The organism is Halorubrum distributum JCM 13561 (assembly GCF_000337395.1).
Taxonomy (GTDB): domain Archaea; phylum Halobacteriota; class Halobacteria; order Halobacteriales; family Haloferacaceae; genus Halorubrum; species Halorubrum distributum.
Genome location: NZ_AOJF01000040.1, coordinates 39,315 through 62,600, shown reverse-complemented (window position 1 = coordinate 62,600; position 23,286 = coordinate 39,315). Strand labels below are relative to the sequence as shown.

General features: G+C 71.3%; 18 protein-coding genes and 1 tRNA gene. 6 read left to right on the top strand and 13 right to left on the bottom strand.

Annotated elements, in window-relative coordinates; translation table 11 throughout:
- Positions 1–73 precede the first annotated feature (73 nt).
- Together ligA and C470_RS09755 are read right to left on the bottom strand one after the other, a co-directional pair.
- Positions 74–2,233 carry an NAD-dependent DNA ligase LigA gene (gene ligA, locus C470_RS09760; protein ID WP_049908685.1) on the bottom strand — a complete coding sequence of 720 codons (2,160 nt, stop codon included), beginning with the start codon at positions 2,231–2,233 and terminating at the stop codon, positions 74–76.
- A gap of 302 nt (positions 2,234–2,535) precedes the next feature.
- Positions 2,536–3,708 carry a metal-dependent hydrolase family protein gene (locus C470_RS09755; protein ID WP_193365838.1) on the bottom strand — a complete coding sequence of 391 codons (1,173 nt, stop codon included), beginning with the start codon at positions 3,706–3,708 and terminating at the stop codon, positions 2,536–2,538.
- A 116-nt stretch (positions 3,709–3,824) separates the two neighbouring features.
- Between C470_RS09755 and C470_RS09750 the strand changes: the two genes are divergently transcribed.
- The gene (locus tag C470_RS09750; protein ID WP_008366939.1) at positions 3,825–5,531 is read left to right on the top strand and encodes an HVO_2922 family protein; all 1,707 of its coding nucleotides are present in this window, start codon (positions 3,825–3,827) and stop codon (positions 5,529–5,531) included.
- A 42-nt stretch (positions 5,532–5,573) separates the two neighbouring features.
- On the opposite strand, the gene C470_RS09745 is transcribed toward C470_RS09750, so the two are convergent.
- From C470_RS09745 to C470_RS09710, 8 genes are all read right to left on the bottom strand, one after another.
- Positions 5,574–5,849, bottom strand: coding sequence for a glutaredoxin family protein (locus C470_RS09745; RefSeq protein ID WP_004597707.1), 276 nt, complete (start codon positions 5,847–5,849; stop codon positions 5,574–5,576).
- On the bottom strand, positions 5,846–6,193 hold the full coding sequence (locus C470_RS09740; RefSeq protein WP_004597709.1) for a DUF7126 family protein: 348 nt from the start codon (positions 6,191–6,193) through the stop codon (positions 5,846–5,848). Before C470_RS09740 ends, C470_RS09745 begins: the two co-directional genes overlap by 4 nt.
- Positions 6,193–7,110 carry a glutamine-hydrolyzing GMP synthase gene (gene guaA, locus C470_RS09735; RefSeq protein ID WP_007345521.1) on the bottom strand — a complete coding sequence of 306 codons (918 nt, stop codon included), beginning with the start codon at positions 7,108–7,110 and terminating at the stop codon, positions 6,193–6,195. Before guaA ends, C470_RS09740 begins: the two co-directional genes overlap by 1 nt.
- Complete coding sequence (locus C470_RS09730) at positions 7,111–8,766, bottom strand: CTP synthase (protein WP_008366936.1); 1,656 nt, start codon at positions 8,764–8,766, stop codon at positions 7,111–7,113.
- A 112-nt stretch (positions 8,767–8,878) separates the two neighbouring features.
- Complete coding sequence (locus C470_RS09725) at positions 8,879–10,204, bottom strand: outer membrane protein assembly factor BamB family protein (protein ID WP_008366934.1); 1,326 nt, start codon at positions 10,202–10,204, stop codon at positions 8,879–8,881.
- 420 nt (positions 10,205–10,624) lie between these two features.
- Positions 10,625–10,708, bottom strand: a tRNA-Leu gene (locus C470_RS09720).
- Positions 10,709–10,738: 30 nt separating this feature from the next.
- On the bottom strand, positions 10,739–11,791 hold the full coding sequence (locus C470_RS09715) for a PAS domain-containing sensor histidine kinase (RefSeq protein WP_008366932.1): 1,053 nt from the start codon (positions 11,789–11,791) through the stop codon (positions 10,739–10,741).
- A 140-nt stretch (positions 11,792–11,931) separates the two neighbouring features.
- Entirely contained in the window at positions 11,932–12,813 is an 882-nt protein-coding gene (locus tag C470_RS09710) for a DMT family transporter (RefSeq protein WP_008366930.1), read from the bottom strand.
- A gap of 111 nt (positions 12,814–12,924) precedes the next feature.
- Here C470_RS09710 and C470_RS09705 point away from each other — a divergent pair, with 111 nt between their 5' ends.
- Positions 12,925–13,488: a DUF309 domain-containing protein gene (locus tag C470_RS09705; RefSeq protein WP_008366928.1), complete on the top strand. Its 564-nt coding sequence runs from the start codon at positions 12,925–12,927 to the stop codon at positions 13,486–13,488.
- Between the two features lie 106 nt (positions 13,489–13,594).
- On the top strand, positions 13,595–14,398 hold the full coding sequence (locus tag C470_RS09700) for a succinylglutamate desuccinylase/aspartoacylase domain-containing protein (protein ID WP_008366927.1): 804 nt from the start codon (positions 13,595–13,597) through the stop codon (positions 14,396–14,398).
- Positions 14,399–14,429: 31 nt separating this feature from the next.
- Here the strand turns inward: C470_RS09700 and C470_RS09695 are convergent, their stop codons facing one another.
- On the bottom strand, positions 14,430–14,810 hold the full coding sequence (locus C470_RS09695; protein ID WP_004597751.1) for a cupin domain-containing protein: 381 nt from the start codon (positions 14,808–14,810) through the stop codon (positions 14,430–14,432).
- An 83-nt stretch (positions 14,811–14,893) separates the two neighbouring features.
- Between C470_RS09695 and C470_RS09690 the strand changes: the two genes are divergently transcribed.
- The 3 genes from C470_RS09690 (at position 14,894) to C470_RS09680 (ending at position 19,401) form a co-directional block, all read left to right on the top strand.
- Positions 14,894–16,078, top strand: coding sequence for a CBS domain-containing protein (locus tag C470_RS09690; RefSeq protein ID WP_007995920.1), 1,185 nt, complete (start codon positions 14,894–14,896; stop codon positions 16,076–16,078).
- Between the two features lie 196 nt (positions 16,079–16,274).
- On the top strand, positions 16,275–18,329 hold the full coding sequence (locus C470_RS09685; RefSeq protein ID WP_008366924.1) for a DUF460 domain-containing protein: 2,055 nt from the start codon (positions 16,275–16,277) through the stop codon (positions 18,327–18,329).
- Positions 18,330–18,414: 85 nt separating this feature from the next.
- Complete coding sequence (locus C470_RS09680; RefSeq protein WP_007345530.1) at positions 18,415–19,401, top strand: tyrosine--tRNA ligase; 987 nt, start codon at positions 18,415–18,417, stop codon at positions 19,399–19,401.
- A 20-nt stretch (positions 19,402–19,421) separates the two neighbouring features.
- Here the strand turns inward: C470_RS09680 and C470_RS09675 are convergent, their stop codons facing one another.
- Together C470_RS09675 and C470_RS09670 are read right to left on the bottom strand one after the other, a co-directional pair.
- Positions 19,422–20,204: a topoisomerase DNA-binding C4 zinc finger domain-containing protein gene (locus tag C470_RS09675; protein ID WP_193365837.1), complete on the bottom strand. Its 783-nt coding sequence runs from the start codon at positions 20,202–20,204 to the stop codon at positions 19,422–19,424.
- A gap of 582 nt (positions 20,205–20,786) precedes the next feature.
- On the bottom strand, positions 20,787–23,129 hold the full coding sequence (locus tag C470_RS09670) for a DEAD/DEAH box helicase (RefSeq protein WP_008366919.1): 2,343 nt from the start codon (positions 23,127–23,129) through the stop codon (positions 20,787–20,789).
- Between the last annotated feature and the right edge of the window lie 157 nt (positions 23,130–23,286).

Here is a 23,286-nt window from a genome sequence, read left to right as displayed (position 1 = left end):
GCCCGTTTCCGAGCGGTTTTTCGAACGACTCGACCCCCGCCAGCGACTCAGCCACACGGCGGCCGCCCCGTCGCTACGCGTCGTCCTCGGGCGGCCAGTCGACGCCGCGCTCGGCGAGCAGGTCGGCGAACCCGTCCTCGTCGACGACCGGCACGTCCTCGGCGGCCGCGTCGTCGCGCTTCGATTGCCCGGGACTCTCGCCCGCGACGAGGTAGTCGGTGTTGCCGGAGACGCTCGACGTGGCGTTCGCGCCGCGCGCCTCGACGTGCGCCTGCGCCTCGCTCCGCGGGACGGACAGCGAGCCGGTGAACACGAACGTGAGCCCGTCGAGCGCGTCGGCCGCGCCGTCACCCGCGTCGGTCTCGAACGGCTCGGGGTCGACGCCGCGCTCGCGGAGCCCCTCGATCGCGGCGCGGTTCTCCTCGGTGTCGAGGAACGTCCGGATCGACGCGGCCACCTCGGGACCAACGTCGTCGACCTCGCGGAGCGCGTCCTCGTCGGCGTCGAGGAGGGCGTCGAGCGTCCCGAAGTGCGCCGCGAGCGCGCGGGCGGTCGTCGCGCCCACGTCCGGGATCCCCAGCCCGGCGAGGAAGTCGTCGAGCGGCGGGCTCCGGGTCGCGTTCAGCTCGCGGAGCAGGTTCTCGGCGCTCGTCTCGCCCCACCCCTCCAGGTCGGCCAGCTCGTCGGCGGTCAGGTCGTAGAGGTCCGGCAGCGACTCGACGAGGCCGGCCTCGCGGAGCTGTTCGACCCGCTCCGGGCCGAGCCCCTCCACGTCGAGCGCGTCGCGGCGCGCCCAGTGTTCGACCGCCCGCTCGAGCTGCGCCGAGCAGCCGAGCCCGCCGGTACAGAACGCGAGCGGGCCGTCGCGCTCGATTTCGGCACCGCAGACGGGACAGGCGTCGGGGAACTCGTAGGTCCCCTCGCTGCGCTTCTCGACGACCTCCGGGACGTACGGGATCACGTCGCCGGCGCGGTAGATCCGGACGCGGTCGCCGACGTTCACGCCGAGCGCCTCGATCTCGGCGGGGTTGTGGAGCGTCGCGCGAGAGACGGTGACCCCGCCGACGTCGACGGGGTCGAGCTCGGCGACGGGCGTGAGCCGCCCGGTGCGGCCCACCTGGACCGTGACCCCCTCGACGGTCGTCGTCGCGGTCCGCGGCGGGAACTTGTGCGCGAACGCCCAGCGCGGCGCGCGCGACGTGCTCCCGAGCGCCTCGCGGTGGGCGAGCGCGTCGACCTTGATCACGACGCCGTCGACGGCGTAGTTCAGGTCGTCGCGCGCGGCCAGGATCTCGTCGCGGTAGTCGATCGCGGCCTCGACGTCGTGGACGACCTCCACCCGGTCGTTCCGGCGGAGGCCGAACGACGCGAACGCGTCGAGCGCCTCGCGGTGGCGCGCGGGGCGGTCGGGGCCGTCCTCGCCCGCCTCCCACGCGAGCACGTCGAAGAAGAAGACGTCGAGCGGGCGCTCGGCGACGACCGCGGGGTCGAGCTGGCGGAGCGTGCCGGCCGCGGCGTTGCGCGGGTTCGCGAACGGCTCCTCGCCGCGCTCGATCAGGCCCTCGTTGTACGCCTCGAACGCGTCGCGGGGCATGTACACCTCGCCCCGGACCGCGAGCCGGTCGGGGTGGTCGTCGCCGCGCAGGCGGCCGGGGACCGAGCGGATCGTGCGGACCTGCTCGGTGACGTCGTCGCCCTCGCGGCCGTCGCCGCGGGTGGCCGCGCGGACGTACTCGCCGTCCTCGTATATCACCTCGATCGAGAGGCCGTCGAACTTCGGCTCGCAGACGTACGCGAGGTCGGCCGGGTCGAAGTCGGCGAGGTCGCCGGAGCCGGCCGCGTCGGCCAGCCCCTCGCGGACCCGCTGGTCGAACTCGCGGACCGCCGCGGCGTCAGTGTCGTTGTCGATGGAGAGCATCGGCGCGACGTGCTCGACGGTGTCGAGTTCGTCCAGCGGCTCGCCCCCGACGCGCCGCGTCGGGGAGTCCTCGGTCGGGAGGTCGAACGCGGCTTCGAGGTCGCGCAGTCGGGCGAACAGCGCGTCGTACGCCTCGTCCGAGATCAGCGGGTCGGCCGCGACGTAGTACCGGTGGTCGTGCTCGCGGACCGCCGCCCGGAGCAGTTCGGCCTGCTCGGCGGCCGCGTCCGCCGAGAGGTCCTCGACCGGCTCGAAGTCGGTCGGGGGGGCCTCGACGTAGGGGTTCTCGTCCGGGTCCGCGTGCCNAAGGGGCAGTCACCGGCGGCTCCGCCGCCGGTTGCCCGTGGCGCGTAGCGCCACGCTGCCGCGAGGGCGACGGCGCGCGACGCAAGCACCGCAGGAGCGAGTGAAACGAGCGACGAGGAGCACGGCGAGCGCACCGAGCCGTCGCGGCTGGGGCTTTGGAAGTGATCTCCGTCGATCCGCTGACAGCCACTTATAAAAGACCGGCCGAGGCCTCGGGGACGTTCACCGCGAAATCACCGCTCGACTATCGACACTCGACTGCGAGGCCGCTCGGTCGCTTATAAAAAAAACCCCCACCAGGTTGAGTTCGCCTATTCGACGCGTTCGCCGCGCGCGAACACCGCTTCGGGGTCCTGCCACGCCGCGACGTCCTCGTTCGGATCGGCGTCGAGGACGACGAGGTCGGCCCGATATCCTTCCTCGACGCGGCCGACGTCGTCGAGGCCGAGCAGGTCGGCGGCGTTGACGGTGGCGGCTTCGAGGGCCCGCTCCGGCGAGAGCCCGTAGTCGACCATGTGGGCCATCTCCTGCGGGATCTCCTCGAAGAAGTTGAACGGCGTACCCGCGTCGGTCCCCATCGCGATCGAAACCCCGGCCTCCAGCGCGTGGTCCCAGGCGTCGTCGAAGCGGTCCGCGGCGTCCTCGGCCTTCGCGACGGCGTCCTCGGGGATCCCGGCCTCGACGCCGTTGTCGACGATGCCGCGGAGCGCGCTCGCGGTCGGCACCCAGTAGGTGCCGCGCTCGGCCATCATCTCGGCGGCCTCCCGGTCCATGAACGTCCCGTGTTCGACGCTGGAGATGCCGGCCTCGACCGCGTTCTTGATCCCCACCTCGCCGTGGGCGTGGGCCGCGGTCGGCGTGTCGGTCGGGGCCGCCGCGTCGGTGAACGCCTCCAGTTCCTCGGGCGTCAGCTCGGGCGCGCCCGTCACCGCGCCCTCGGTGAGGACGCCGCCGGTGGCCATACACTTGAGCACGTCCGCGCCGGCCTTCAGCTGCTCGCGGGCCGCCTTCCGCACCTCCGCGGGGCCGTCGGCCTCGCGCCCGAACCAGTTGCCGTGGCCGCCGGTCATGATCACGTTGCGGCCGCACGCGAGGACCCGGGGGCCGTCGATCTCACCGGAAGCGACCGCCTCGCCGGCGTCGAGCGCGAGCGTCCCGCGGCTGCCGAGGTCGCGGACCGTCGTGACGCCGGCCGAGACGGCGGCTTCGAGGTTGCTCGCGGCCCGGTAGCTCGCGGCGTAGTCGCTCTCCGAGACCGCGGTCGAGACGTCCGGGCGCCCGTCCATCATGACGTGGACGTGCGCGTCGATCAGCCCGGGCGCGACGACCCGTCCATCGACGTCGACCTCGGTGGGCTCGCCGCCCAACTCGGCGACCGCGTCGTCGACCTCGCCGACCGCGACGACCTCGCCGTCCGCGACCGCCACGTCGGCCTCGCGGGTTCCCCCTACGTCCGCCACGCGACCGCCTCGCAGTACGTACATACCACTACGAGGGAGCGTCCGCGTGGTAAACGCTCGGGTCGCGGTAGCCGGAACGACCCGACCTCGGTCGCGGTACCCGTCCCTACCTATAAACGGATGGCCGGAGTTAGCTGTGTATGGCAACTGATAACAAATCCGAACGGGACGGCGGTCTGTACGAGCGGCGGATCGGGACGCCGAAGACGGCCGACGAGGTGAACGGCTACTGGCTGTTCGGGTTCGGGGTGTTGCTCGGCCTCGTCGGCGTCGCCCTGTTCCTCCTCACCGAGCGGGGGACGACCGCGCGCGGCATCGGGTACGCGCTCGCGGCGCTGGCGCCGCCGTTCACCATGCTCGGCGCCGTGATCCGGTTCCCGCTCCGTCGGACGGGGACGTCCCTCGGGTATCTGGGGATCGCGGTGAGCGTCCTCGCCGTGGTGTGGTTCGTGAACATCTTCCCGGACGGTTGGTCCACTACCACCGGCGAGACGACGATAATCGCCGTCTACAGCGTCGGGCTGTTCCTCATCGGCCTCGCGGGAACGGTCGTCCCGCTGCTGTCCGACCCCGTCTACGAGGACTACGAGCGGATGCGCGGCGAGACGGCCGCGGCGACCGCGACCGCCGAGGAGACGAGCGGCGAGCTTGACGCGACCCGCGAGGAGCTGGAGACGACTCGGGAGGAGCTGGCCGCGACCGAGTCCGAACTGGAGACCGCCCGCGAGGAGCGCTCCGAAACGAAGTCGGAGCTCGAAGCGGCGCGCGGGGAGGCGACGGCCGCGGAGGCCGCGGCCGCGTCGCTCCGGGAGAGCAAGGCCCGGTTCGAGCTGTTCGAGGACGCGAGCGGGAAGCCGCGCTGGCGGCTCCGGCACCGCAACGGCAACGTCATCGCGGCCTCCGGGCAGGGGTACAGCAGCCGGGGGAAGGCCCAGCAGGGGCTCCACAGCGTGCGGCGGAACGCGCTCGGCGCGGGCCTCCTCCGGATCGAGACGCCCGTCGAGGAGGCCGAGGCGGTCGCCGACGACGACGGCCCGGAACCGGAGGACGCCGCGGAGCCGGACGTCGCTATCCCGGACGAGTCGGCGGCGCCGGAGAGCCGGGCGACCTTCGAGCTGTTCGCGGACAACGCCGACGAGTGGCGCTTCCGGCTGCGCCACGACAACGGCAACGTCGTCGGCGACTCCGGCGAGGGGTACGCCTCCAAGTCGAACGCGAAGCGCGCGCTCGCGAAGCTGCGCGACCACGTCGCCGCCGCGGACTACCTCCGGATCGACCCCGCGGCGTTCGAGGTGTTCCGCGACGCGGCCGGCGAGTACCGCTGGCGGCTCGTCCACGAGAACGGGAACATCCTCGCCGACTCCGGCGAGGGGTACGCCTCCCGACAGAAGGCCCGGCAGGGGCTCGACAGCGTCAGGTCGAACGCGGGCGGCGCCGGCCTCGCGTTCCCCGACGACGAGGGCGCGGAGGGGCGAGCGGGCGACGGCGAGGGCAAGGCGACGTTCGAGGCCTACGAGGACAGGGGCGGCTCGTGGCGCTGGCGGCTCGTGCACGACAACGGGAACATCCTCGCCGACGGCGGCGAGGGGTACGCCTCGAAGTCGAACGCGACGGACGCGGTCGAGCGCGTCGGCGAGTACGCGCCCGACGCGAACGCCCTCGCCGCTGGGAGCGCGGCGTTCGAGATCTACGAGGACGCCGCCGAGGAGTGGCGCTGGCGGCTCCGCCACCGCAACGGCAACGTCCTCGCCGACTCCGGTGAAGGGTACGCCTCTCGGTCGAACGCCGTCGAGGCCGTGACCCGCGTGAAGGCGAACGCGCCCGGCGCGGAGACGGTCGAGAAGTAGACGCACGAGCGGGCGGTTCGAGCGGATTTTTCGCGTTCCGACTCAGGTCGCCGCCAAGAGCTTCAGCCGCAGGTCGCGCTCGTCGACCTCGTACTTGAACGCCGGGTTGCCGTCGACGAGCACGTACGGGACGCGCTCGCCGTACTCCTCGGCCAGTTCGGGGTCGGTGTCGACGTCGACCTCGTCGAGTTCGACCGTCACGCCGTCGAGGTCGGCCGCGACGGACTCGATCGTCTCGCGCGCGACGACGCACAGCGAGCAGTCCTCGCGGGTGTAGAGGGTGACCGGAACGGTCGCGGGGTCGTCGTTCCCGCTCACGGCTCGCCGTCGTCGGCCAGCAGCTCCTCGGCGACCGTCGCGGCGTCCAGCAGATCGGGATCGACCGCGAGGTCGGCGACGGTCGCGACGAACTCCGGCAGCGACCGGCTCGCGTACGTGACGACACGGACGTCCGGGTTCAGCTCCTTCGCGACCGGGATCCCGGTCGCCTCCTCGACGTCCGTGAGGACGAAGTAGGCCGCGTCGGCGACCCCCGCTTCTTCGAGCTTCGTCGCCGTGACGAGCCCGTCGACGCGGCGGATCTCGACGCCCAGCGCCGCCAGTTCCTCGCCGAGACCGTTCTCGTCGGGGCCGGCGACGACGGCGAGTGACTGGTCCGTCATCACTCGTACTCGATCGTCGCGGGCGGCTTGTGGGTCACGTCGTACACCACGCGCGCCACGTTCTCGTTCTCGCCGGTGATCCGGCTCTGGATCCGCTGGAGCGTGCTCCAGTCGAGCTCCTGTGCGCGGGCGGTCATCCCGTCGCGGCTCTCGACGGAGCGCACCGCGACCACCCAGCCGTGGACGCGGTTGTCGCCCTTGACGCCCGTCGCCTTGCCGAGGACCGCGGCGAACGCCTGCCACGGGTCGTACTCCTCCAGCTCCTCCTCGACGACGTGAGTCGCCTCGCGGGCGACGTCGGCCTTCTCCGGGGTCACCTCGCCGACGATCCGGACGGCGAGCCCGGGCCCGGGGAACGGCATCCGCTCGGAGATGATCTCCTCGAGGCCGAGCTCCCGGGCGACCTCGCGCACCTCGTCCTTGTAGAGGTCGCGGACGGGCTCGACGATCCCCTCGAAGTCGACGACCTCGGGGAGCCCGCCGACGTTGTGGTGGGACTTGATGTTCCCCTCGGACTCGATGCGGTCGGGATAGATCGTCCCCTGGACGAGGAAGTCGGCGTCGACGTCGCGCGCGACCGTCTCGAACTCGTCGATGAACCCCTCGCCGATGACGTGGCGCTTCTCCTCCGGGTCGGTGACGCCTTCGAGCCGGTCGAAGAACCGGTCCTGCGCCTCGATCACCCGCAGCGACTCCATGAAGTCGAACGTGTCGCGGATCTCCGCGGTCTCTCCCTTCCGCATCAGCCCCGTGTCGACGTAGACGGGGGTGAGCTGGTCGCCGACCGCCTCGTACGCGAGCGTCGCCGCGACCGAGGAGTCGACGCCGCCGGAGAGGGCGATCACGGCGTTCGCGTCGCCGATCGCCTCCCGGATCTCCGCTTTCGCCTCCGCGATGAATTCCTCCGTCTCGACCATCTATAGCCTCACGTCCGCGTTCCGCTCGGTTGTGTCCGTCGATCCGAGCGCCGCCTCGACGAGCGCGACGAACGGCGGGCTCGCGCGGTCGGGCCGCGACCGGAACTCGGGGTGCGCCTGCGTCCCGAAGAAGAACGGGTGGTCGGGGCGTTCGAGGATCTCCATCCGGTTGTCCGCGCGCCCGGAGAAGACGAGGCCGTCGGCCTCCAAGGCGTCGATGTACTCGGGGTTCACCTCGTAGCGGTGGCGGTGGCGCTCGGTACAGGAGTCGGCGCCGTACACCGCGGCCGCGAGCGTGTCGGGCTCGATGTCGGTCTCGTGGGCGCCGAGCCGCATCGTCCCGCCCATGTCCTCCGTCTCGTACTGATCGGGGAGGAGGTCGATGACCGGGTGGGGGGTTTCGGGGTCGATCTCCGCGGAGTGCGCGCCGTCGAGGCCGAGAATGTTCCGCGCGTGTTCGACGACCGCCATCTGGAAGCCCAGGCAGAGCCCGAGGAACGGCACGTCGTTCTCGCGGGCGTAGCGGATCGCCTCGATCTTCCCGTCGGTGCCGCGGGAGCCGAAGCCGCCGGGGACGACGACGGCGTCCGCCTCGGCGAGCCGCTGTTCGTGCTCCTCCTGCGTCTCGTCGGCGTCGACCCACAGCACGTTCACCTCGGTGCCGGTCTGGATGCCGGCGTGTTTCAGCGCCTCGTGGATCGACATGTAGGCGTCCTCGAGCGCGTACTTGCCGACGAGGGCCACGTCGATCTCCTCGTCGCGGTCGCGGGTGACCAGGTCGCGCCACTCCGTCGACCGCTCTTCCTTCGGGAGCGCCTCGTCGACGAGGCCGAGCCGCTCCATCACGTACTCGTCGAGCCCCTCGTCTTCGACCATCAGCGGGACGTGGTAGATGTCCTCGACGTCGGGGTTCGAGAAGACGGCGTCCGTGGGCACGTCACAGAACAGGGCTATCTTCTCTTTCGTCCCCGGGTCCAGCCGGTCTTCCGAGCGCCCGACCAAGATATCGGGCTGGAGCCCGATCGACCGCAGCTCCTTCACCGAGTGCTGGGTGGGCTTCGTCTTCTGCTCGCCGTTCTTCGAGTACGGGACGAGGGTGACGTGCGTGAAGAGGATGTCCTCGTCGTCCTCCTCGTGGGCGAACTGGCGGAGCGCCTCGAGGAACGGCATCGACTCGATGTCGCCGACCGTGCCGCCGATCTCGATGAGACAGACGTCCGACCCCTCGGCCGCCTCCCGGATCCGGCGCTTGATGTCGTCGGTGACGTGCGGGATGATCTGGACGGTCTTGCCGAGGTAGTCGCCGGCGCGCTCGCGCTCGATGACGTGCTGGTACGTCTTCCCCGTGGTGACGTTGTGGTCGAACGTCATATCGGTGCCGAGGAAGCGCTCGTAGTTGCCCAGGTCGAGGTCGACCTCGCCGCCGTCCTTTAACACGTACACCTCGCCGTGCTCGTACGGGTTCATCGTCCCGGCGTCGACGTTGAGGTAGGGGTCCACCTTGACGGCGGTGACGTCGAAGCCCGCGTTGGCGAGAAGGCGCCCGGTGCTGGCGGCCGTGATGCCCTTCCCCAGCCCGGACATCACACCGCCCGTGACGAACACGAACTTCCGACCCAGCGAGGGGTCGTACCCCGTGTCGGGATCTGCTGGCATATCGACCGTCCGTCAGGGGCCGGCAAAACCGTTTCGGACCCTCCGCTTCGGGTGGACGTTCGTGACGATCTGCCGAGGCGCCGCCCGACCGCCCGATAGCGGGGCGGCCGACTCACTCCGGCGCGGCGAGCCGGTAGCACATGCCGGGCTCGTCGGCGTCCTCCGGGGCGCGCTCGGTGTAGTAGATCCCGTCGTCGGTGACGAACGGCGCGCTGGTCACCTCGCCGTTGCCCTCGACCGCCCAGGTCACCGAGCCGTCCTCGCGATCGAGCGCGTAGAGGTGCTCGTCGTACGAGCCGACGAGGACGTGTTCGTTCGTCACCGTCACGTTCCCCGTGATCCACCCGTCCGTCGGGGTCGCCCACAGCTCCTCGCCGGTCGCCAAGTCGATCGCGTAGACGTTCCTGTCGTGGCTCCCGACGTACACCGTCCCGTCGTGGACCGCCGGCGAGCACATGACGCCGCCCGTGCGGATCGGGTCGGAGTCGCTCGACGGCGACACGGACTCGTCCGTCTCGAACGCCCAGAGCCCGGAGCCGTCGGTGACGTCGACGGCGGTGACGGTGCCGGCCCACGACGGGACCACCGCGATCCCGCGGCTGATCGCGATCGGCGCCTTGACGTCGCCGCCGGTGTCGAAGGTCCACGCGCGCTCGCGGTCGGCGAAGGACCAGGCGTAGACGCGGCCGTCGTTGGCGCCGAACAGGAAGCGGTCGCGCTCGAGGTCGACCGCGACGGTCGAGTGCGGGTGGTCGGTCGGCCGGCCGTCGCGCCACACCTCCTCGCCGCTCTCGGCGTCCAGCGCGACGGCGGCGCCGCTCGGCGGCGAGAACTCGACGGCGACGTACAGCGTGCCGTCGTGGTACGTCGGGCTGGCGGCGGCCGCGTCGCCGATATCGGTCTGCCACTCGATCTCGCCGCTCGCGACCGAGACCGCGGAGACGACGCCGTCGTAGGTGCCGACGTACGCCAAGCCATCGGCGATCGCGGGGGTACCGTGGCTCCCCCACTTGGCGTCGGAGAGGTCCGTCGCCCAGTTCGTCGTCCCGTCGACCGCGATCGACTGGATCCGGCCCGTGTCGTCGGCGACGAGGATGTCGCCCGACGGCGTCGGCATCGGGCTGCCCTTCGAGGCGGAGTGCTCGCCGCGGTTCGCCGGGACCGACCACCGCACCTCGACGGTCTCGGGTATCGTCGCGTCGATGTGGCCGTGGTTCCGGAGCCCCTGTCGGAACTGCGAGGCGAGTCCGTCGGACGACTGCGGTCGGCCGTCGAGATCCAGCGGCAGGTCGGCTCCGTCAAACCCGGATCCGGCGTCCGCGGCGGGCGAGTCACCGTCGGCCGTCGAGTCGCCGTCGAGCGAGCTACAACCGGCGAGTCCCGCGACGCCGACGCCGCCGGCGACGCGGAGCAGGTCGCGACGCGTCCGTTCTCTCATGGGGACCGGTTCGCGGGTGGGGATAAAAATCCAGTCGCTCGGACCGAGCCGGAGCGGAGTCGGCGGACGCGACGCGGCCGCGGCTGGTCGAAGGAGCGGCCTGAGTGAAGTTTTGCGAGGGAAGAGCGCTCCGAGAGCGTCTTCCGCATGTACGCGCTGTGGACGCGCTCATGCGAGGGGAGGGATTTGAACCCACGGACCGCCGCGAGACGGTCCGGCTCGCTTCGCTCGCCGGCTGCGACTCGCGTGCTCTCGTTCGCTCGCGTCGCTCGCTCACGAGACCTCTACAGGAGCGGAGCTTGAACCCGCCGCCGTTTCCGGGGTTGGCGATACTGACGGCTCAAAGCGGTCTGAGTGAAGTTTTGCGAGGGAAGAGCGCTCCGAGAGCGTCTTCCGCATCACGGGGGGTGACCCCGGCGATGCGAGGGGAGGGATTTGAACCCACGGACCTCTACAGGAGCGGAGCTTGAATCCGCCGCCGTTTCCGGGCTTGGCTACCCTCGCACGCGGACTGGCGTTGGCTCGGGCTCCCCTTTACCTCGTCGGTTCCGCGCCGACCAGCGTCACCCGGAACCCGCCTTCGGCCGACTCGCCGATCTCCAGCGTCCAGCCGTGCGCGGCCGCGACGCGCTCCACGATGGCGAGTCCGATGCCCGTGCCGCCGTCCGGCGAGACGCCGAAGTCGGTCAGTTCCGCGCGGTCGCGCTCGTCGTCCGGAAGCCCCGGCCCGTCGTCGGCCACGTACACGCCCCGCTCGTCGACGCCGACCCGGACCGCGGGGGCGTCGCCGCCGTGGTCGAAGGCGTTGCCGATGAGGTTGCCGATGGCGCGCCGGAGCAGCGTCGCGTCGCCGGCCACCGGTCCGGGGTCCTCGACGACGAGGTCGGAATCGGCCGGCAGGTCGCCGAAGTCGCCCGACTCCAGGCAGTCGGCCGCGAGGTCCGCGAGGTCGACCGCCTCGTCCGCGGTCTCGATCTCGTCGGGGTCGCGGGCCATCACCAGCGCCTCGTCGATCATCGCCTCGATCCGACCGAACGCGCTCTCGGCGGCCGCCAGCCGCTCCGTCTCGCCGGTCTCGCGCGCGAGGTCGACGTAGCCGCGGGCGACGGACAGGGGGTTCCGGAGGTCGTGCGAGAGGAAGCCGGCGAGCCGTTCGAGCCGCTCGTTGAGCCGCTCCAGTTCGCGCTCGCGCTCGACTCGGTCCGTGACGTCGCGGATCACCCCGACCGCGCCGACGACCGACCCGTCCCGTTCGATGGGGGTCAGCCGCGTCTCGGTGGTCATCTCGCGCCCGTCCGCGAGCGTCATCGTGAGCTGGACGCGCTCGTCGTCCGCCTCGCCCGCGAGGACTCGCTCGACGGCCGCCCGGTAGCGCTCGCCGGTCTCCTCGGACCAGTACCCCTCCTCGACGAGCCGTTCCGGGTGCTCGTCGTGGAGGACCGCCTCGTCGAACCCGGTCGCCTCGCGGAGCCGGTCGTTGACGAACACGCGGTTCCGGTCGGCGTCGAGGACGTACGCGCCGTCGCCGAGCGCGTTCACGATCGACTCGGCGTGGTCGATCGGGCTCGACTCCGGCGAGGGGTTCATACGACCGGTACGGGCCGAACGGGCAAGTGCCTCTCGGGTAGCGGCGGGCGTGACGGTCGGGGCGGGCGGCCGCTCGTCCCGCGTCCCGCTTCGTCTCGCGCACCGTCTCCTCCCACGCGGTATCCGTCCCGCGCGCCGCCTCAGCCTGCGATCATCGCGACGCCGACCACCGCGAGGACGGCCGCGACGAGCCGCAGCCGGAAGTGGCGCTCGCCGAGCAGCACGCCCCCGAGGACGACCGCGACGATCGCCTGCGTATTGATCACCGGGGAGGCGACGCTCGCGGGCAGCGCCGCGAACGCGACCGTCGTCAGGTGTTCGCCCAGCGCGACGAGCGCGCCGGCGGCGAGGAACTTCGGGAGGTCGTCCCGGCTCGCCTCGATCGGATTCCGGACCGCCGCGGGGAGCAGCACGACCGCGACGCCGGCGAGCAGCAGCGGTACCCAGAGCGTGCCGGGGATCGCGAGCTCCTGGAGCGCGACCCGCTTGCCCACGTCGGCGACCGCGTAGCAGGCCGCGCTCGCGAGCGCCAGCTGCGCGGGTCGCGATCGGGCGGCCCGCGCGAACGGCGCGAAGAAGCTGCCCGGCTCGTAGTTCGCGACGTACACCGCGAGGGTGGTGACGATCACGCCGGCGACCTGGATCGGCGCCAACACCTGCCCGAGCAGCCCGACCTCCAGCGGGAGGACGAACATCGGGACGACCTTGTTGATCGGCGCGACGTACGACACCGCCCCGTTCTCGATGGCGCGCAGGAAGAGGACGAACGCCGCGGCCGTCGCGAGGCTCGTGACGGCGACGACGGCGAACCGCCGCGGGACGACCAGCCCGGCCAGCCCGGCCGCGGCGTCGCCGAAGCCGACCGTGAGGCCGGTCCCCGCGAGGAACCACCCGAGCGCCGCGGCGTTTATCGCCACCGTCAACGCGGCGGGGGGATACTCCGAGAAGGCGCGCTTCAGGACGAAGAGGTACGTCCCCCAGACGACGGCGGCGGCGAGCGCGAAGGGGAGTCCGGCGTCCATTCGTTCGCCCCGAGCGCGACCGGCGGAAAGAAGGGTTCGATCCGTCCGCGGGCCGGTTCATCCACCTCCCCCGCGAAACGGTTAGGTCGCTCCCGCGTGAACGGCCCGAATATGGACGACCACACCCGCGACCCGGGCGTTGCCCCACCGCTCGGGGATCCGACCGGGTGGCACGCGGGCGACCGACCCGACTCGTCCGCAGCGGGCGACGAGGGCGGGTCGTCGGGCGGCCCGCCGGACCCGCGTGCGGTCGGCGGCTACTGGGAGCACGCGACGCTCCGGCGCGCGACCGAGCACGGGGTGCGGCTGTTCAACGACGGCGCCTACCACGAGAGCCACGACTGCTTCGAGGACGAGTGGTACAACTACGGGCGCGGCACCGTCGAGAGCGCCTTCCTCCACGGGATGGTCCAGGTGGCCGCCGGCGCGTACAAGCGCGTCGACTTCGAGAACGACGCGGGGATGCGGTCGCTGTTCGAGACGGCCCTCCAGTACCTCGACGGCGTCCCGGGCGACTTCTACGGGGTCGACGTCGACGATGTCCGGGAGACGCTCCGGGCCGCGCTCGACGAGCCGAGCGCGGTCGACGGCTGGCGGATCGCCCTCGACGACGCCCGTCCGCCCGCGTACCCCGCGGACTACGAGTACGCGGAGCGCGTCGACGAGGGGCACTGAGATCCGTCGGCAGGGAGACCTCGAGCGGAACGACGCGCGCGGCGGGGTCGACTCCCCGGCGACGCGGATCCGAACGCCACTTACCCGCCGCCCGCCTGGGAGTCGTATGGAAGTTCACGATCTGGGCGACGGGGAGCCCGAGGTCGCCGTCGTCGGCGCGATCCACGGCGACGAGCCCTGCGGCGCCCGCGCCGTCGAGCGCCTGCTCGACGCCGACCTCGACCCCGAGCGGCCGGTGCGGCTGATCGTCGCCAACGAGCCGGCGCTGGACGCCGGCGAGCGGTACCTCGACGCCGACCTCAACCGGGTGTTCCCGGGCAACCGCGACGCGGAGGCCCACGAGGTGCGGCTCGCGGCCGAGCTCGTCGACGCGCTGGAGGGGTGTACGACCCTCGCGATCCACTCGACGCAGTCGTACGCCGAGCCGTTCGCCGTCATCGACTCGATGGACGAGGTGACACGGGCGGTCGCGCCGCACCTCCCGGTCGAGGCCGTGATCCAGACCGACGCGTTCACCGAGGGCCGGCTCATCGAACACCCGCACACGCTCGAAGTGGAGGCGGGGCTCCAGGGCTCCGACGCCGCCGCCGACAACGCCTACTGGCTCGCCCGCGCGTTCCTCGCCGCGACCGGCGCCATCTCCGCGCCCGGCGCCGACGACGTGCTCGACGCCGGCGGCCGCGAGGACGTCTCGGTGTTCCGGCTCCGCGAGCGGATCCCGAAGCCGGAGGCGGAGGCGTACGAGGTGTTCGCGCGCAACTTCGAGCGCGTCGAGCCCGGGGAGCGGTTCGCGGCCGCCGACGGCGAGCCGCTGCTCGCCGACGAGTCGTTCTACCCCGTGCTGCTGTCGCCGAACGGCTACCGCGACCAGTTCGGCTACGTCGCCGACCGCGTCGGCACGCTGGAGTAGTCGGCGGGCCGGGCCCGGGACAGTCGAATTGCTACTCGACGAGTTCGATCGTATCGTCGCCGTTGGGCACCGCACAGATGAACGCGCCGGGCTCGTCGCCCTCGTTGCGGTACCAGTGTTCGACGCCCGCGGGGATGAGGAGCGCGTCGCCGGGCGAGACGGTTCGCTCCTCGTCGCCGATACCGACGACGTACTCGCCGGCGAGGACGTACTGCTCGTGTTCGACCGCGTTGGTGTGCCGCGGGACAGCGGCGCCCGGCGCGAGCTCGAACCGGCGCATCGCGAAGTTCGGGGCGCCGTCGGACTCGTCGAGGAGGACGCCCTTCGAGAGTCCCTCGGCGGCGTCGACGGGCTCGTAGTCGACGTCGTCGCCGCGCTTCACGACCGACTCCGGATCGCCTGTGTCGCTCATGTGCGCCCCGACGCGGGCCGCGCACTTAATCGATCACCGACCCGACCCCGTTACTTAACCCGGCACCGGCCGAACTCGATGGCATGCGTGGAATCAAGGTCGGGAGCGCGTTCGGCATTCCGATCAGGCTCAACTGGACCTTCCTGATCGTCTTACCGCTGTTCGCGTACCTCATCGGCGGACAGGTGGGAGAGATCGCCGGGGTGATGAACGAGGTCGCCGGGCTCGGGATCGACGCGGGCGCGGTCGCGGCCGGCAACACCCCGTGGCTGCTCGGGCTGGCGGCCGCGGTGGGGCTGTTCGTCGGGGTACTGCTCCACGAGTTCGGCCACTCGCTGGTCGCGATGCGCTACGGCTACGAGATCGAGTCGATCACGCTGTGGCTGCTCGGCGGGCTCGCCAGCTTCGCCGAGTTCCCCGAGGACTGGAAACACGAGTTCTGGATCGCGATCGCCGGCCCGCTCGTTAGCGTCGCGGTCGGCGTCGCCTGCTACGGGGTCGTCCTCGTCGGGGCGGGCGGCTCCGACGCCCTCCTCTTCGTGTTCGGCTACCTCGCGCTGTTGAACGTCGTCCTCGCGGTCTTCAACATGCTCCCCGCGTTCCCGATGGACGGCGGTCGCGTCCTGCGGGCGCTGCTCGCGCGGAACCAGCCGCACGCGCAGGCGACCCAGCGGGCCGCCGCCGTGGGGAAGGTGTTCGCGTTCCTGATGGGGATCATCGGCCTGTTCACCTTCCAGTTGCTGCTCATCGTGCTGGCCTTCTTCATCTACATCGCCGCCTCCGGCGAGGCGCAGCAGACGACCCTGAAGGCCGCCTTCGAGGGCGTCACCGTCACGGACATCATGACGCCCCGCGATGACCTCCACACGGTGTCGGAGGACACCTCCGTCGCCGACCTGATGGGGCGGATGTTCGAGGAGCGCCACACCGGCTACCCCGTCCTCGACGGCGACGAACTCGTCGGGATGGTCACCCTGGAGGACGCCCGCTCGGTCCGCGAGGTGGAGCGCGACGCCTACCGCGTCGACGACGTGATGGCGACCGATCTGGTCGCGGCCGACCCGAACGCCGACGCCCTGACCGCGCTCCAGACCATGCAGGAACACGGCGTGGGGCGCCTCCCGGTGGTCGACGCCGACGGCGCGCTCGTCGGCCTCATCTCGCGCTCGGACCTGATGACCGCGTTCAATATCATCCAGACCGGCGGCACGCCGGGGATCATCAGCGGCCGGCAACAGCAGGCGGGCGAGGACCCGCGAATCCTCTGACCGCTCGTCAACTTGGCGCCGATCCGCTGACCGCTGGCCGACTCGACGTCGATCCGCCGACCGCCCGCCGATTCGACGTCGATCCGCCGACCGCCCGCCGATTCGACATCGATCCGCCGACCGCTCACCGACTCGCCGCCGAGCGGCCGTCTCCCTCGGCGTGGGGTATATACGCGGCAACGACCTACCTCGGTACGTGACAACCCGGACCATCCGCGCCCGCGACCGGCCGGTGTTCGGCGTCGACGTCCACAGCGGCGACGTCCGCGGCGACAGCCCCTCCTACGCCCTCGTCATCCTCGACCCCGTCGACGAGGACGACCCGGACGTCCCGGACGCAGACGGCCCCATGGCCCGGGTCACCCGTGACGTGGTCTCCTTCCGGAAGCTCTGCCGGCTGATCGACGACCGCGAACCCCTCTACGTCGCCACCGACAACGCCTACGAGCTGGCGGCGGACAAAGGCGAGCTCGTCAACTTCCTCCGGTCGCTCCCGGACGGCACCCGGCTCGTTCAGGTGACCGGCGCGGAGCGCCCGGAGCCGCTCTCGCGGGTCGCCTCCCGGCACGGGATCCCCTACGGGAAGGAGCCGATGAAGGAGGCGGAGGCGGCCGCGCGGCTCGCCGCGGCCAACGTCGGCCACGAGGTGACCGCCTTCACCGACGAGACGACGGTGAAGGTGTCCCGCGGGCGCTCGACCGGGAAGGGCGGGTGGAGCCAGGACCGCTACACCCGACGGATCCACGGCAACGTCAGGAAGCGGACGCGACAGGTCCAGTCGAAGCTGAAGGAGGCGAACCTCGACTTCGAGCGCGACGTGACCGAGAAGTACGGCGGCTACGCGAACGCGACGTTCACGGTCGAGGCCCGCCCCGAGGACATCCCGGTGTCGAACTCGCGGGCCGGCGACGTGCGCGTCGAGGTCGAGCGGGAGCGCCGCGACGGGATCGAGTACGAGCCGCTGGTGAAGCGGCGCGACCGCGTCATCGTCGGGATCGACCCCGGCACCACCACCGCGGCCGCGGTCGTCGGCCTCGACGGCACCGTCCACGCCCTCTACTCCTCGCGGACCGGCGACACCGCCGAGGTGACCGAGTGGATCGTCGAGCAGGGCCGCCCGATCATCGTCGCCGCCGACGTGGAGCCGATGCCGGAGACCGTCGAGAAGTTCCGGCGCTCGTTCGACGCCGCCGGCTGGCGCCCCACGACGGACCTCCCGGTCGACGAGAAGCTCCACCGCACCCGGGAGGCGAGCTACGACAACGACCACGAGCGCGACGCGCTGGCGGCCGCGCTGTACGCCTACGACGACCACGAGGACCAGTTCGAGCGGATCGCGGCGAAGACGCCGCCGCGGCTCGACCGCGAGGCGGTGATCGCCGGCGTCGTCGCGGGCGGCGCGTCCGTCGAGGCCGTCGTCGACGACCTGAGCGAGGACGACGGGAGCGGCGGCGGGAGCGGCGACGGCGACGCGGACGAGGCGGACCCCACGGAGCCGGAACGAACCGAGGAGGAGGAGACGATCCGCCGGCTCCGCGAGCGCGTCGACCGGCTGGAGTCGCACGCCGAGTCGCTGGAGGAGGACTTAGAGGAGCGCGACGACCGGATCGCTGAGCTGGAGGGCGAGCTGGAGGAGGCGAAACGCGAGGAGCGCATCGAGGCGCGCTCGCGGCGAGCGGTCTCGCGGCTCGAACGCGAGACGGACCGGCTGGAGCGCGAGCGCGACGAGGCACAGGAGCGCGTCGCGGACCTCGAACGGAAGGTGGAGACGTTAAAGGAGCTGTGGCGGCTCGACCACTCGAACTTCGGCGACGTCGCGGAGGGGCGGGGACTCGTGAGCGTGAAGGTCGTCGAGCAGTTCACGCTCGACGCGCTCGACGCCGCGGACGAGGCGTACGGGCTCGTCGCCGGCGACGTGGTGTTCCTCCGGGACGCGTCGGGCGCCGGGCGCCGGACCGCGGAGCGGCTCGCGGACGCGGAGCCGCGGGCCGTGATCCGCGGCGAGGGAAACCTCTCGGACGTCGCCGACGCGGTGCTGTTCGAGCGCGGGGTTCCGGTGGTGCCCGCGGACGCGGTGCCGGTCCGCGAGGTGGACGAACTGGCGGTCGCGAGCGAGGAGGACCTCGCCGCCGCCGTCGAGGAGTGGGAGGAGGAGGCCGAACAGCGCCGACGCGACCAGAAGGCCGAGCGGATCGACCGGATCATCTCCGAACACCGGGCGGGGCGGACGCTGCCCGAGACGGAGGAGTGAGGTCGGCGAACGCGGCCGCTGCGGAGCGCGTGAGCGCTCACCACGCATCCAGAAGTCATATGTCCGGTAACGTACAGTCGGACGTATGGACGCTCACGAGCTGATCACCCGGAACGCGGCCGAGGTGGTCACCGAGGAGGAGATCGAGGCGCTGGCCGACGACCCCGAGGGCAAGCGGGCGTACGTCGGCTACGAGCCCTCGGGAGTCCTCCACATCGGTCACATGCTCACCGCGAACAAGCTGATCGACCTCCAGGAGGCCGGCTTCGAGGTGACCGTACTGTTGGCCGACGTGCACGCCTACCTCAACGACAAGGGCTCGTTCGAGGAGATCCGCCACACCGCGGAGCGCATGCGCGACCAGTTCATCGCCTACGGGCTCGACGAGTCGAACACGCAGTTCGTCCTCGGCTCGGACTTCCAGCTCGACGACGACTACACCCTCGATCTCCACGCCCTGGAGCTTGAGACCACCCTCGCCCGCGCCGAGCGCGCGATGGCGGAGATCAGCTCGGGCGACTCCGTGAAGGTGTCGCAGGCCGTCTACCCGCTGATGCAGGCGCTCGACATCCCGTACCTCGGCGTCGACATCGCGGTCGGCGGGATGGAACAGCGCAAGGTCCACATGCTCGCGCGCGACGTGCTCCCGAGCATCGACCGCGAGCCGCCGACGAGCCTCCACACGCCGCTCATCGCCGACCTCGGCACCGGCCGCGGGAAGATGTCCTCCAGCGAGGGCGTCACCATCTCGATGGAGGACTCCCGCGAGGACATCGAGTCGAAGGTGAACGACGCCTACTGCCCGCCGACGGCCGACCCCGATCCGACCGACGACGGCGCCGAGCGCGACAACCCCGTCCTCCAAGTGTTCGAGTACCACGTGTTCCCGCGGTTCGACGCGGTCACCGTCGAGCGCCCGGAGGAGTACGGGGGGAACCTGAAGTACGACGCCTACGACGACCTGGAGGCCGACCTGGAGTCCGGCGAGCTCCACCCCGCGGACGCGAAGGGCGCGCTCGCGGAGTACCTCGACCGCCTCATCGCGCCGGGCCGCCAGCAGCTCGCCGAGTAGGTCTGTCGCTTTTCGGGCCGCTACGCGTCGTTCGGCCGCTGTGCTTCCGCGTCTCCGCTCGCCGTGTACCCGTCGAGCGAGCAGGAGCCGTCCAGACAGCCGAGCCCCGCCGCCGTCTCGAAGACGGGGAGTCCGCAGTCGCACTCGTCGACGACGACGCCGGCCGGGAACGAGAAGGTGGTCTCGCAGTCGGGGTAGCGCTCGCAGCCGAGGTAGACCCGGCCGGGCGCGGAGCGGACCCGGAGGTCGCCCTCGCAGTCCGGACAGTCCCACGCCCTGTCGAACCGGTCGCTGACGGCGTCCTCCATCGGGTCGCAGGCGGGGTCGAGACAGAGGTGGAACGGCTCGCCGCGCTCGACGCGGATCTTCGGCAGCCCGCAGTCGTCGCAGGTCGCGTCCGTGACGCTCGCGCCGGCCGGGAGCCCCCACCGTTCCTCGCAGTCGAGGCAGACCACGTCGCCCCGCGAGCGCACGAGCGGCCCGCCGTCGTCCGGGCAGGTCCCGACCGGAACGCCCGCCTCGGTGACGGGAAGGGCGCGGCACGCGGTCGCCTCCTCGGCGACCACCCGGAGCCGCCGGGAACCGTCGCGGGCGGTGACGGTGAACCCGTCGCCGTCGCCCTCGACGACGACGCTCTCCGGCCGAGTGAGCCACGCGACGGGCTGGTAGCCGTCGGCGTCGTGGACGAGCGTCGTGTCGTCCGGCTTGATCAGGACGACGACCCGTCCGCGGTGGGTGCGGGTGCGGTCGCCGCGGTCGGTCACTACGCAGTCGCCGGCCAGCACGCGGAGTCGTTGCGGCATGGGGCGGGTGGCCGCGGTATGGGTGAAAAGCGGTCGTTGCGGGGGTTTATCTGGGATACGTGGCGGGTGGCGGTGAATACTGATGGAGGGACGAGATGGCGAATCGCCTGGGCGCTCCGATCGCTCATTTATAAACCGTTGACTGCGGATCGGCGGCGAACACCACCAAAGCCCCAGCCGCTCGCTTATAAATCGTTGATAACAGATTGACCGCGAACACCTCAAAAGCCCCAACCGCTCATATATAAACCGTTGACTGCGGATCGGCGGCGAACACCACCAAAGCCCCAGCCGGGAGGCGGGCGCACGCTCGCTGCGCTCCTCGTCACTCGCTCCGCTCGTTCCTGCGGTGCTTGCGTCGCCTGCGCCCGCCTCCCGGCTGCCCCTTTGAGTCCCGCCCCGAACCGCACAGCAACCGCACCTCACGCCTCCCCAGCCTCGTCGGTGGTCCTCCGCTTCGCTCCGGACCACCGACTCCCNGCCACCGCCTCGTTTATTTATAAGCTATCGACGCCACCGGCGTTGTTACTTAAATAGCTCGCTGACGACAGTTCGCAAAATCGGGTTCAGACGCCGGCTCGCCTACTCCACGCGAACCGTCCGCGTCGCGGTGACCGGCAACAGCGGGAGATCCGGGAAGACGACCTCGACGACGAACTCCAGCTCGTCGGCGTCTGGGGGGCCGAACACGCCGACGGGGACCGTCGCCTCGCCGTCGAGGTACGTCGTCGTCGCGGTCATCTCCACGTCGTTGACGGTGACGCGGAGCCCCGCGCGGGCGCTCCCGGAGACGGCGGTCACGGCGACCTCGCACATCTCGTTTTCGCCGACCGCGATGGCCTCGGGGAAGTCGCCCCAGTCGACGTCGATCCGGGGGCAGTCGCGCGCGGCCTCGACGATGCGCTCCGCGACGGAGCCGCTCATGCCGGCGTTTTCGAGCTCTTTCGCGCCGGCGTCGACGACGTCGGCGGGAGAGGTGAGGCCGGCGTCCGCGAGGCGCTCGGCGCGGCCGGAGCCGACCCCCTCGATCGCCGTGAGGGCGACCGCCTCGCGGGAGACGCCGTGCTCGACGCGCGCCTCGACGCGGCGGGCGAGGTTGGCGGCCCGGGGGCCGGCGAAGCAGTCGAGGAACTCCGCGAGCGCGGCGAGCAGGCGGAGCGCGTTCTGCCGGATCACCCACGCGTCCGAGCGGAGGTCCGAGGGGATCGAGTCGGCCATCCCCGCGAGCAGGATGGCGAACACCTTGCGGTGGCCGTCCTCCAAGTCGGTGTCGCGCCCGTCGAGAATTCGGTCGATCGCGTCCGACTCGGCCGAGCGCGCCGACACCGAGTCGAACTCGCCGGCGGACGCGACGGTCTCAAGTACGGAGTCGACCGTCAGCGTCTCGCGGTCCGCGAGGCGCCGGAAGCGGCGCGCGGTGTCGAGCCGGAGGTAGTACTTCGAGGCGAGTCGCCCCAGGCCCGTCGGTTCGATCGCGAGGTCGTCGTCCGCCGCGACGAACCCGTCGTCGACGAGCGATTCGAGGGTGTCGCGCACGCGGTCGCGGAGGGTCGGGAAGTCGTACGCTTCGGGCTCCGACTGCGCGCGAACGTAGTAGAAGGTGGTCTCCAGCCACGCCATCACGTCCTCCAGCCCGCGGATCGTTCCCATCGCGATCTCGGCGTTGAGGTGCGACTCGAGGTCGGCGGCGAGCCGCGACTCGATCTCCTTGCCGTCGCGCAGCAGCTTCCGGTACTTGTCGGCGTCCGCGCGGTCGCAGACCACCCAGCCGTACCCCACGTCGTCGTACTCCGGCCGGCCGGCGCGGCCGAGCATCTGGAGCACGTCCAACGGCGAGATGTCCGTCTCTCCCTCCAGCGGGTCGTGGTACTTCGTGTCGCGGATGACGACGCAGCGCGCCGGGAGGTTCACCCCCCAAGCGAGCGTGGAGGTCGAGAAGAGGAACTTGATCTTCCCCTGCTTGAACCACTCCTCGACGCGGTCGCGGTCGTCCTTCCCGAGGCCAGCGTGGTGGAAGCCGACGCCGTCCGTGACCGACTGGCGGAGCGTGTCGTTGGTGAGCTCTTTCGCCTCGTTGTGGAAGTCGTAGTCGTCCCGGGAGTCGATCGGGATGTCGCGCTCGGTGATCTCGTCGCGCGCCTTCTTGGCCGCCTGGACCGTGTCCTGCCGCGAGGAGACGAACACCAAGGCCTGCCCGTCCTCGCGCACGTGCGGCTCGGCCAGGTCGAGCGCGCGGTAGAGCCGGCGGTACTTGTCGGCGAACGCGTTCGACCCGTGCGAGTACGTCTTCACGCCGGTCTCTAAGTCGACCGGGCGGTACTCGTCGTCGAAGGCGTACGTCGTCTCGGCGGGGGCGTCCAGCCACTCGGCGACGTCGTCGATGTTCGGCATCGTGGCCGACAGCGCGACGACGCGCGGGTCCTGAAGCCGGCGGAGCCGCGAGACGGTGACCTCCAGCACGGCGCCGCGCTTCTCGGAGTCGAGCAGGTGGACCTCGTCGATGACGACGCAGTCCACGTCGGTGATGAAAGAGTAGCGCGCGGAGTCGTGCTTCCGCGTGGCGCTGTCCGCCTTCTCCGGGGTCGTCACCAGCACGTCCGCGCGCTCCGCGCGGCGGGGGTTGAGGTCGCGCTCGCCGGAGACGACGTAGACGGAGTAGCCCAGCTCCTCGAAGCGCTCCCACTCGCTCTCCTTCTCGTTGGTGAGCGCGCGCAGCGGCGCGATAAAGAGGGCGGTCCCGCCCGCCGCGAGCGTCTTACAGATGGCGAGCTCGGCGAGCGCCGTCTTCCCGGAGGCCGTCGGCGCCGAGGCGACCACGTTGTGGTCGGTCTCAAGAATGCCCGGCAGCGCCTCCCGTTGCATCCGGTTGAACTCGTCGAACCCGAAGGCGTCGGCGAACTCCGGCACCGCGTCCGCGACCTTCACGGCACACCACACCCGGACGCGAGTCGTCGGGAACCGCGGCTGTGTCGCATCGGATCGAGAGGGGGGCTTCGAGGGCAAAGGCGTTTCTCATGCGGGCGCGAGGCGAGTCGGACCGTCGGGCGGCGGGAGCGCGAGGCCACGGGGCGCCGACGCGGGG

What these genes read in the sequence shown, in the direction of transcription:
- C470_RS09675 (WP_193365837.1), bottom strand. Translation starts at nt 20,204, where the DNA reads ATGCCGCAACGACTCCGCGTGCTGGCCGGCGACTGCGTAGTGACCGAC.
- C470_RS09705 (WP_008366928.1), top strand. Translation starts at nt 12,925, where the DNA reads ATGGACGACCACACCCGCGACCCGGGCGTTGCCCCACCGCTCGGGGAT.
- C470_RS09755 (WP_193365838.1), bottom strand. Translation starts at nt 3,708, where the DNA reads ATGTACGTACTGCGAGGCGGTCGCGTGGCGGACGTAGGGGGAACCCGC.
- C470_RS09715 (WP_008366932.1), bottom strand. Translation starts at nt 11,791, where the DNA reads ATGAACCCCTCGCCGGAGTCGAGCCCGATCGACCACGCCGAGTCGATC.
- C470_RS09680 (WP_007345530.1), top strand. Translation starts at nt 18,415, where the DNA reads ATGGACGCTCACGAGCTGATCACCCGGAACGCGGCCGAGGTGGTCACC.
- C470_RS09695 (WP_004597751.1), bottom strand. Translation starts at nt 14,810, where the DNA reads ATGAGCGACACAGGCGATCCGGAGTCGGTCGTGAAGCGCGGCGACGAC.
- C470_RS09740 (WP_004597709.1), bottom strand. Translation starts at nt 6,193, where the DNA reads ATGACGGACCAGTCACTCGCCGTCGTCGCCGGCCCCGACGAGAACGGT.
- C470_RS09700 (WP_008366927.1), top strand. Translation starts at nt 13,595, where the DNA reads ATGGAAGTTCACGATCTGGGCGACGGGGAGCCCGAGGTCGCCGTCGTC.
- C470_RS09710 (WP_008366930.1), bottom strand. Translation starts at nt 12,813, where the DNA reads ATGGACGCCGGACTCCCCTTCGCGCTCGCCGCCGCCGTCGTCTGGGGG.
- C470_RS09730 (WP_008366936.1), bottom strand. Translation starts at nt 8,766, where the DNA reads ATGCCAGCAGATCCCGACACGGGGTACGACCCCTCGCTGGGTCGGAAG.
- C470_RS09750 (WP_008366939.1), top strand. Translation starts at nt 3,825, where the DNA reads ATGGCAACTGATAACAAATCCGAACGGGACGGCGGTCTGTACGAGCGG.
- guaA (WP_007345521.1), bottom strand. Translation starts at nt 7,110, where the DNA reads ATGGTCGAGACGGAGGAATTCATCGCGGAGGCGAAAGCGGAGATCCGG.
- C470_RS09725 (WP_008366934.1), bottom strand. Translation starts at nt 10,204, where the DNA reads ATGAGAGAACGGACGCGTCGCGACCTGCTCCGCGTCGCCGGCGGCGTC.
- C470_RS09690 (WP_007995920.1), top strand. Translation starts at nt 14,894, where the DNA reads ATGCGTGGAATCAAGGTCGGGAGCGCGTTCGGCATTCCGATCAGGCTC.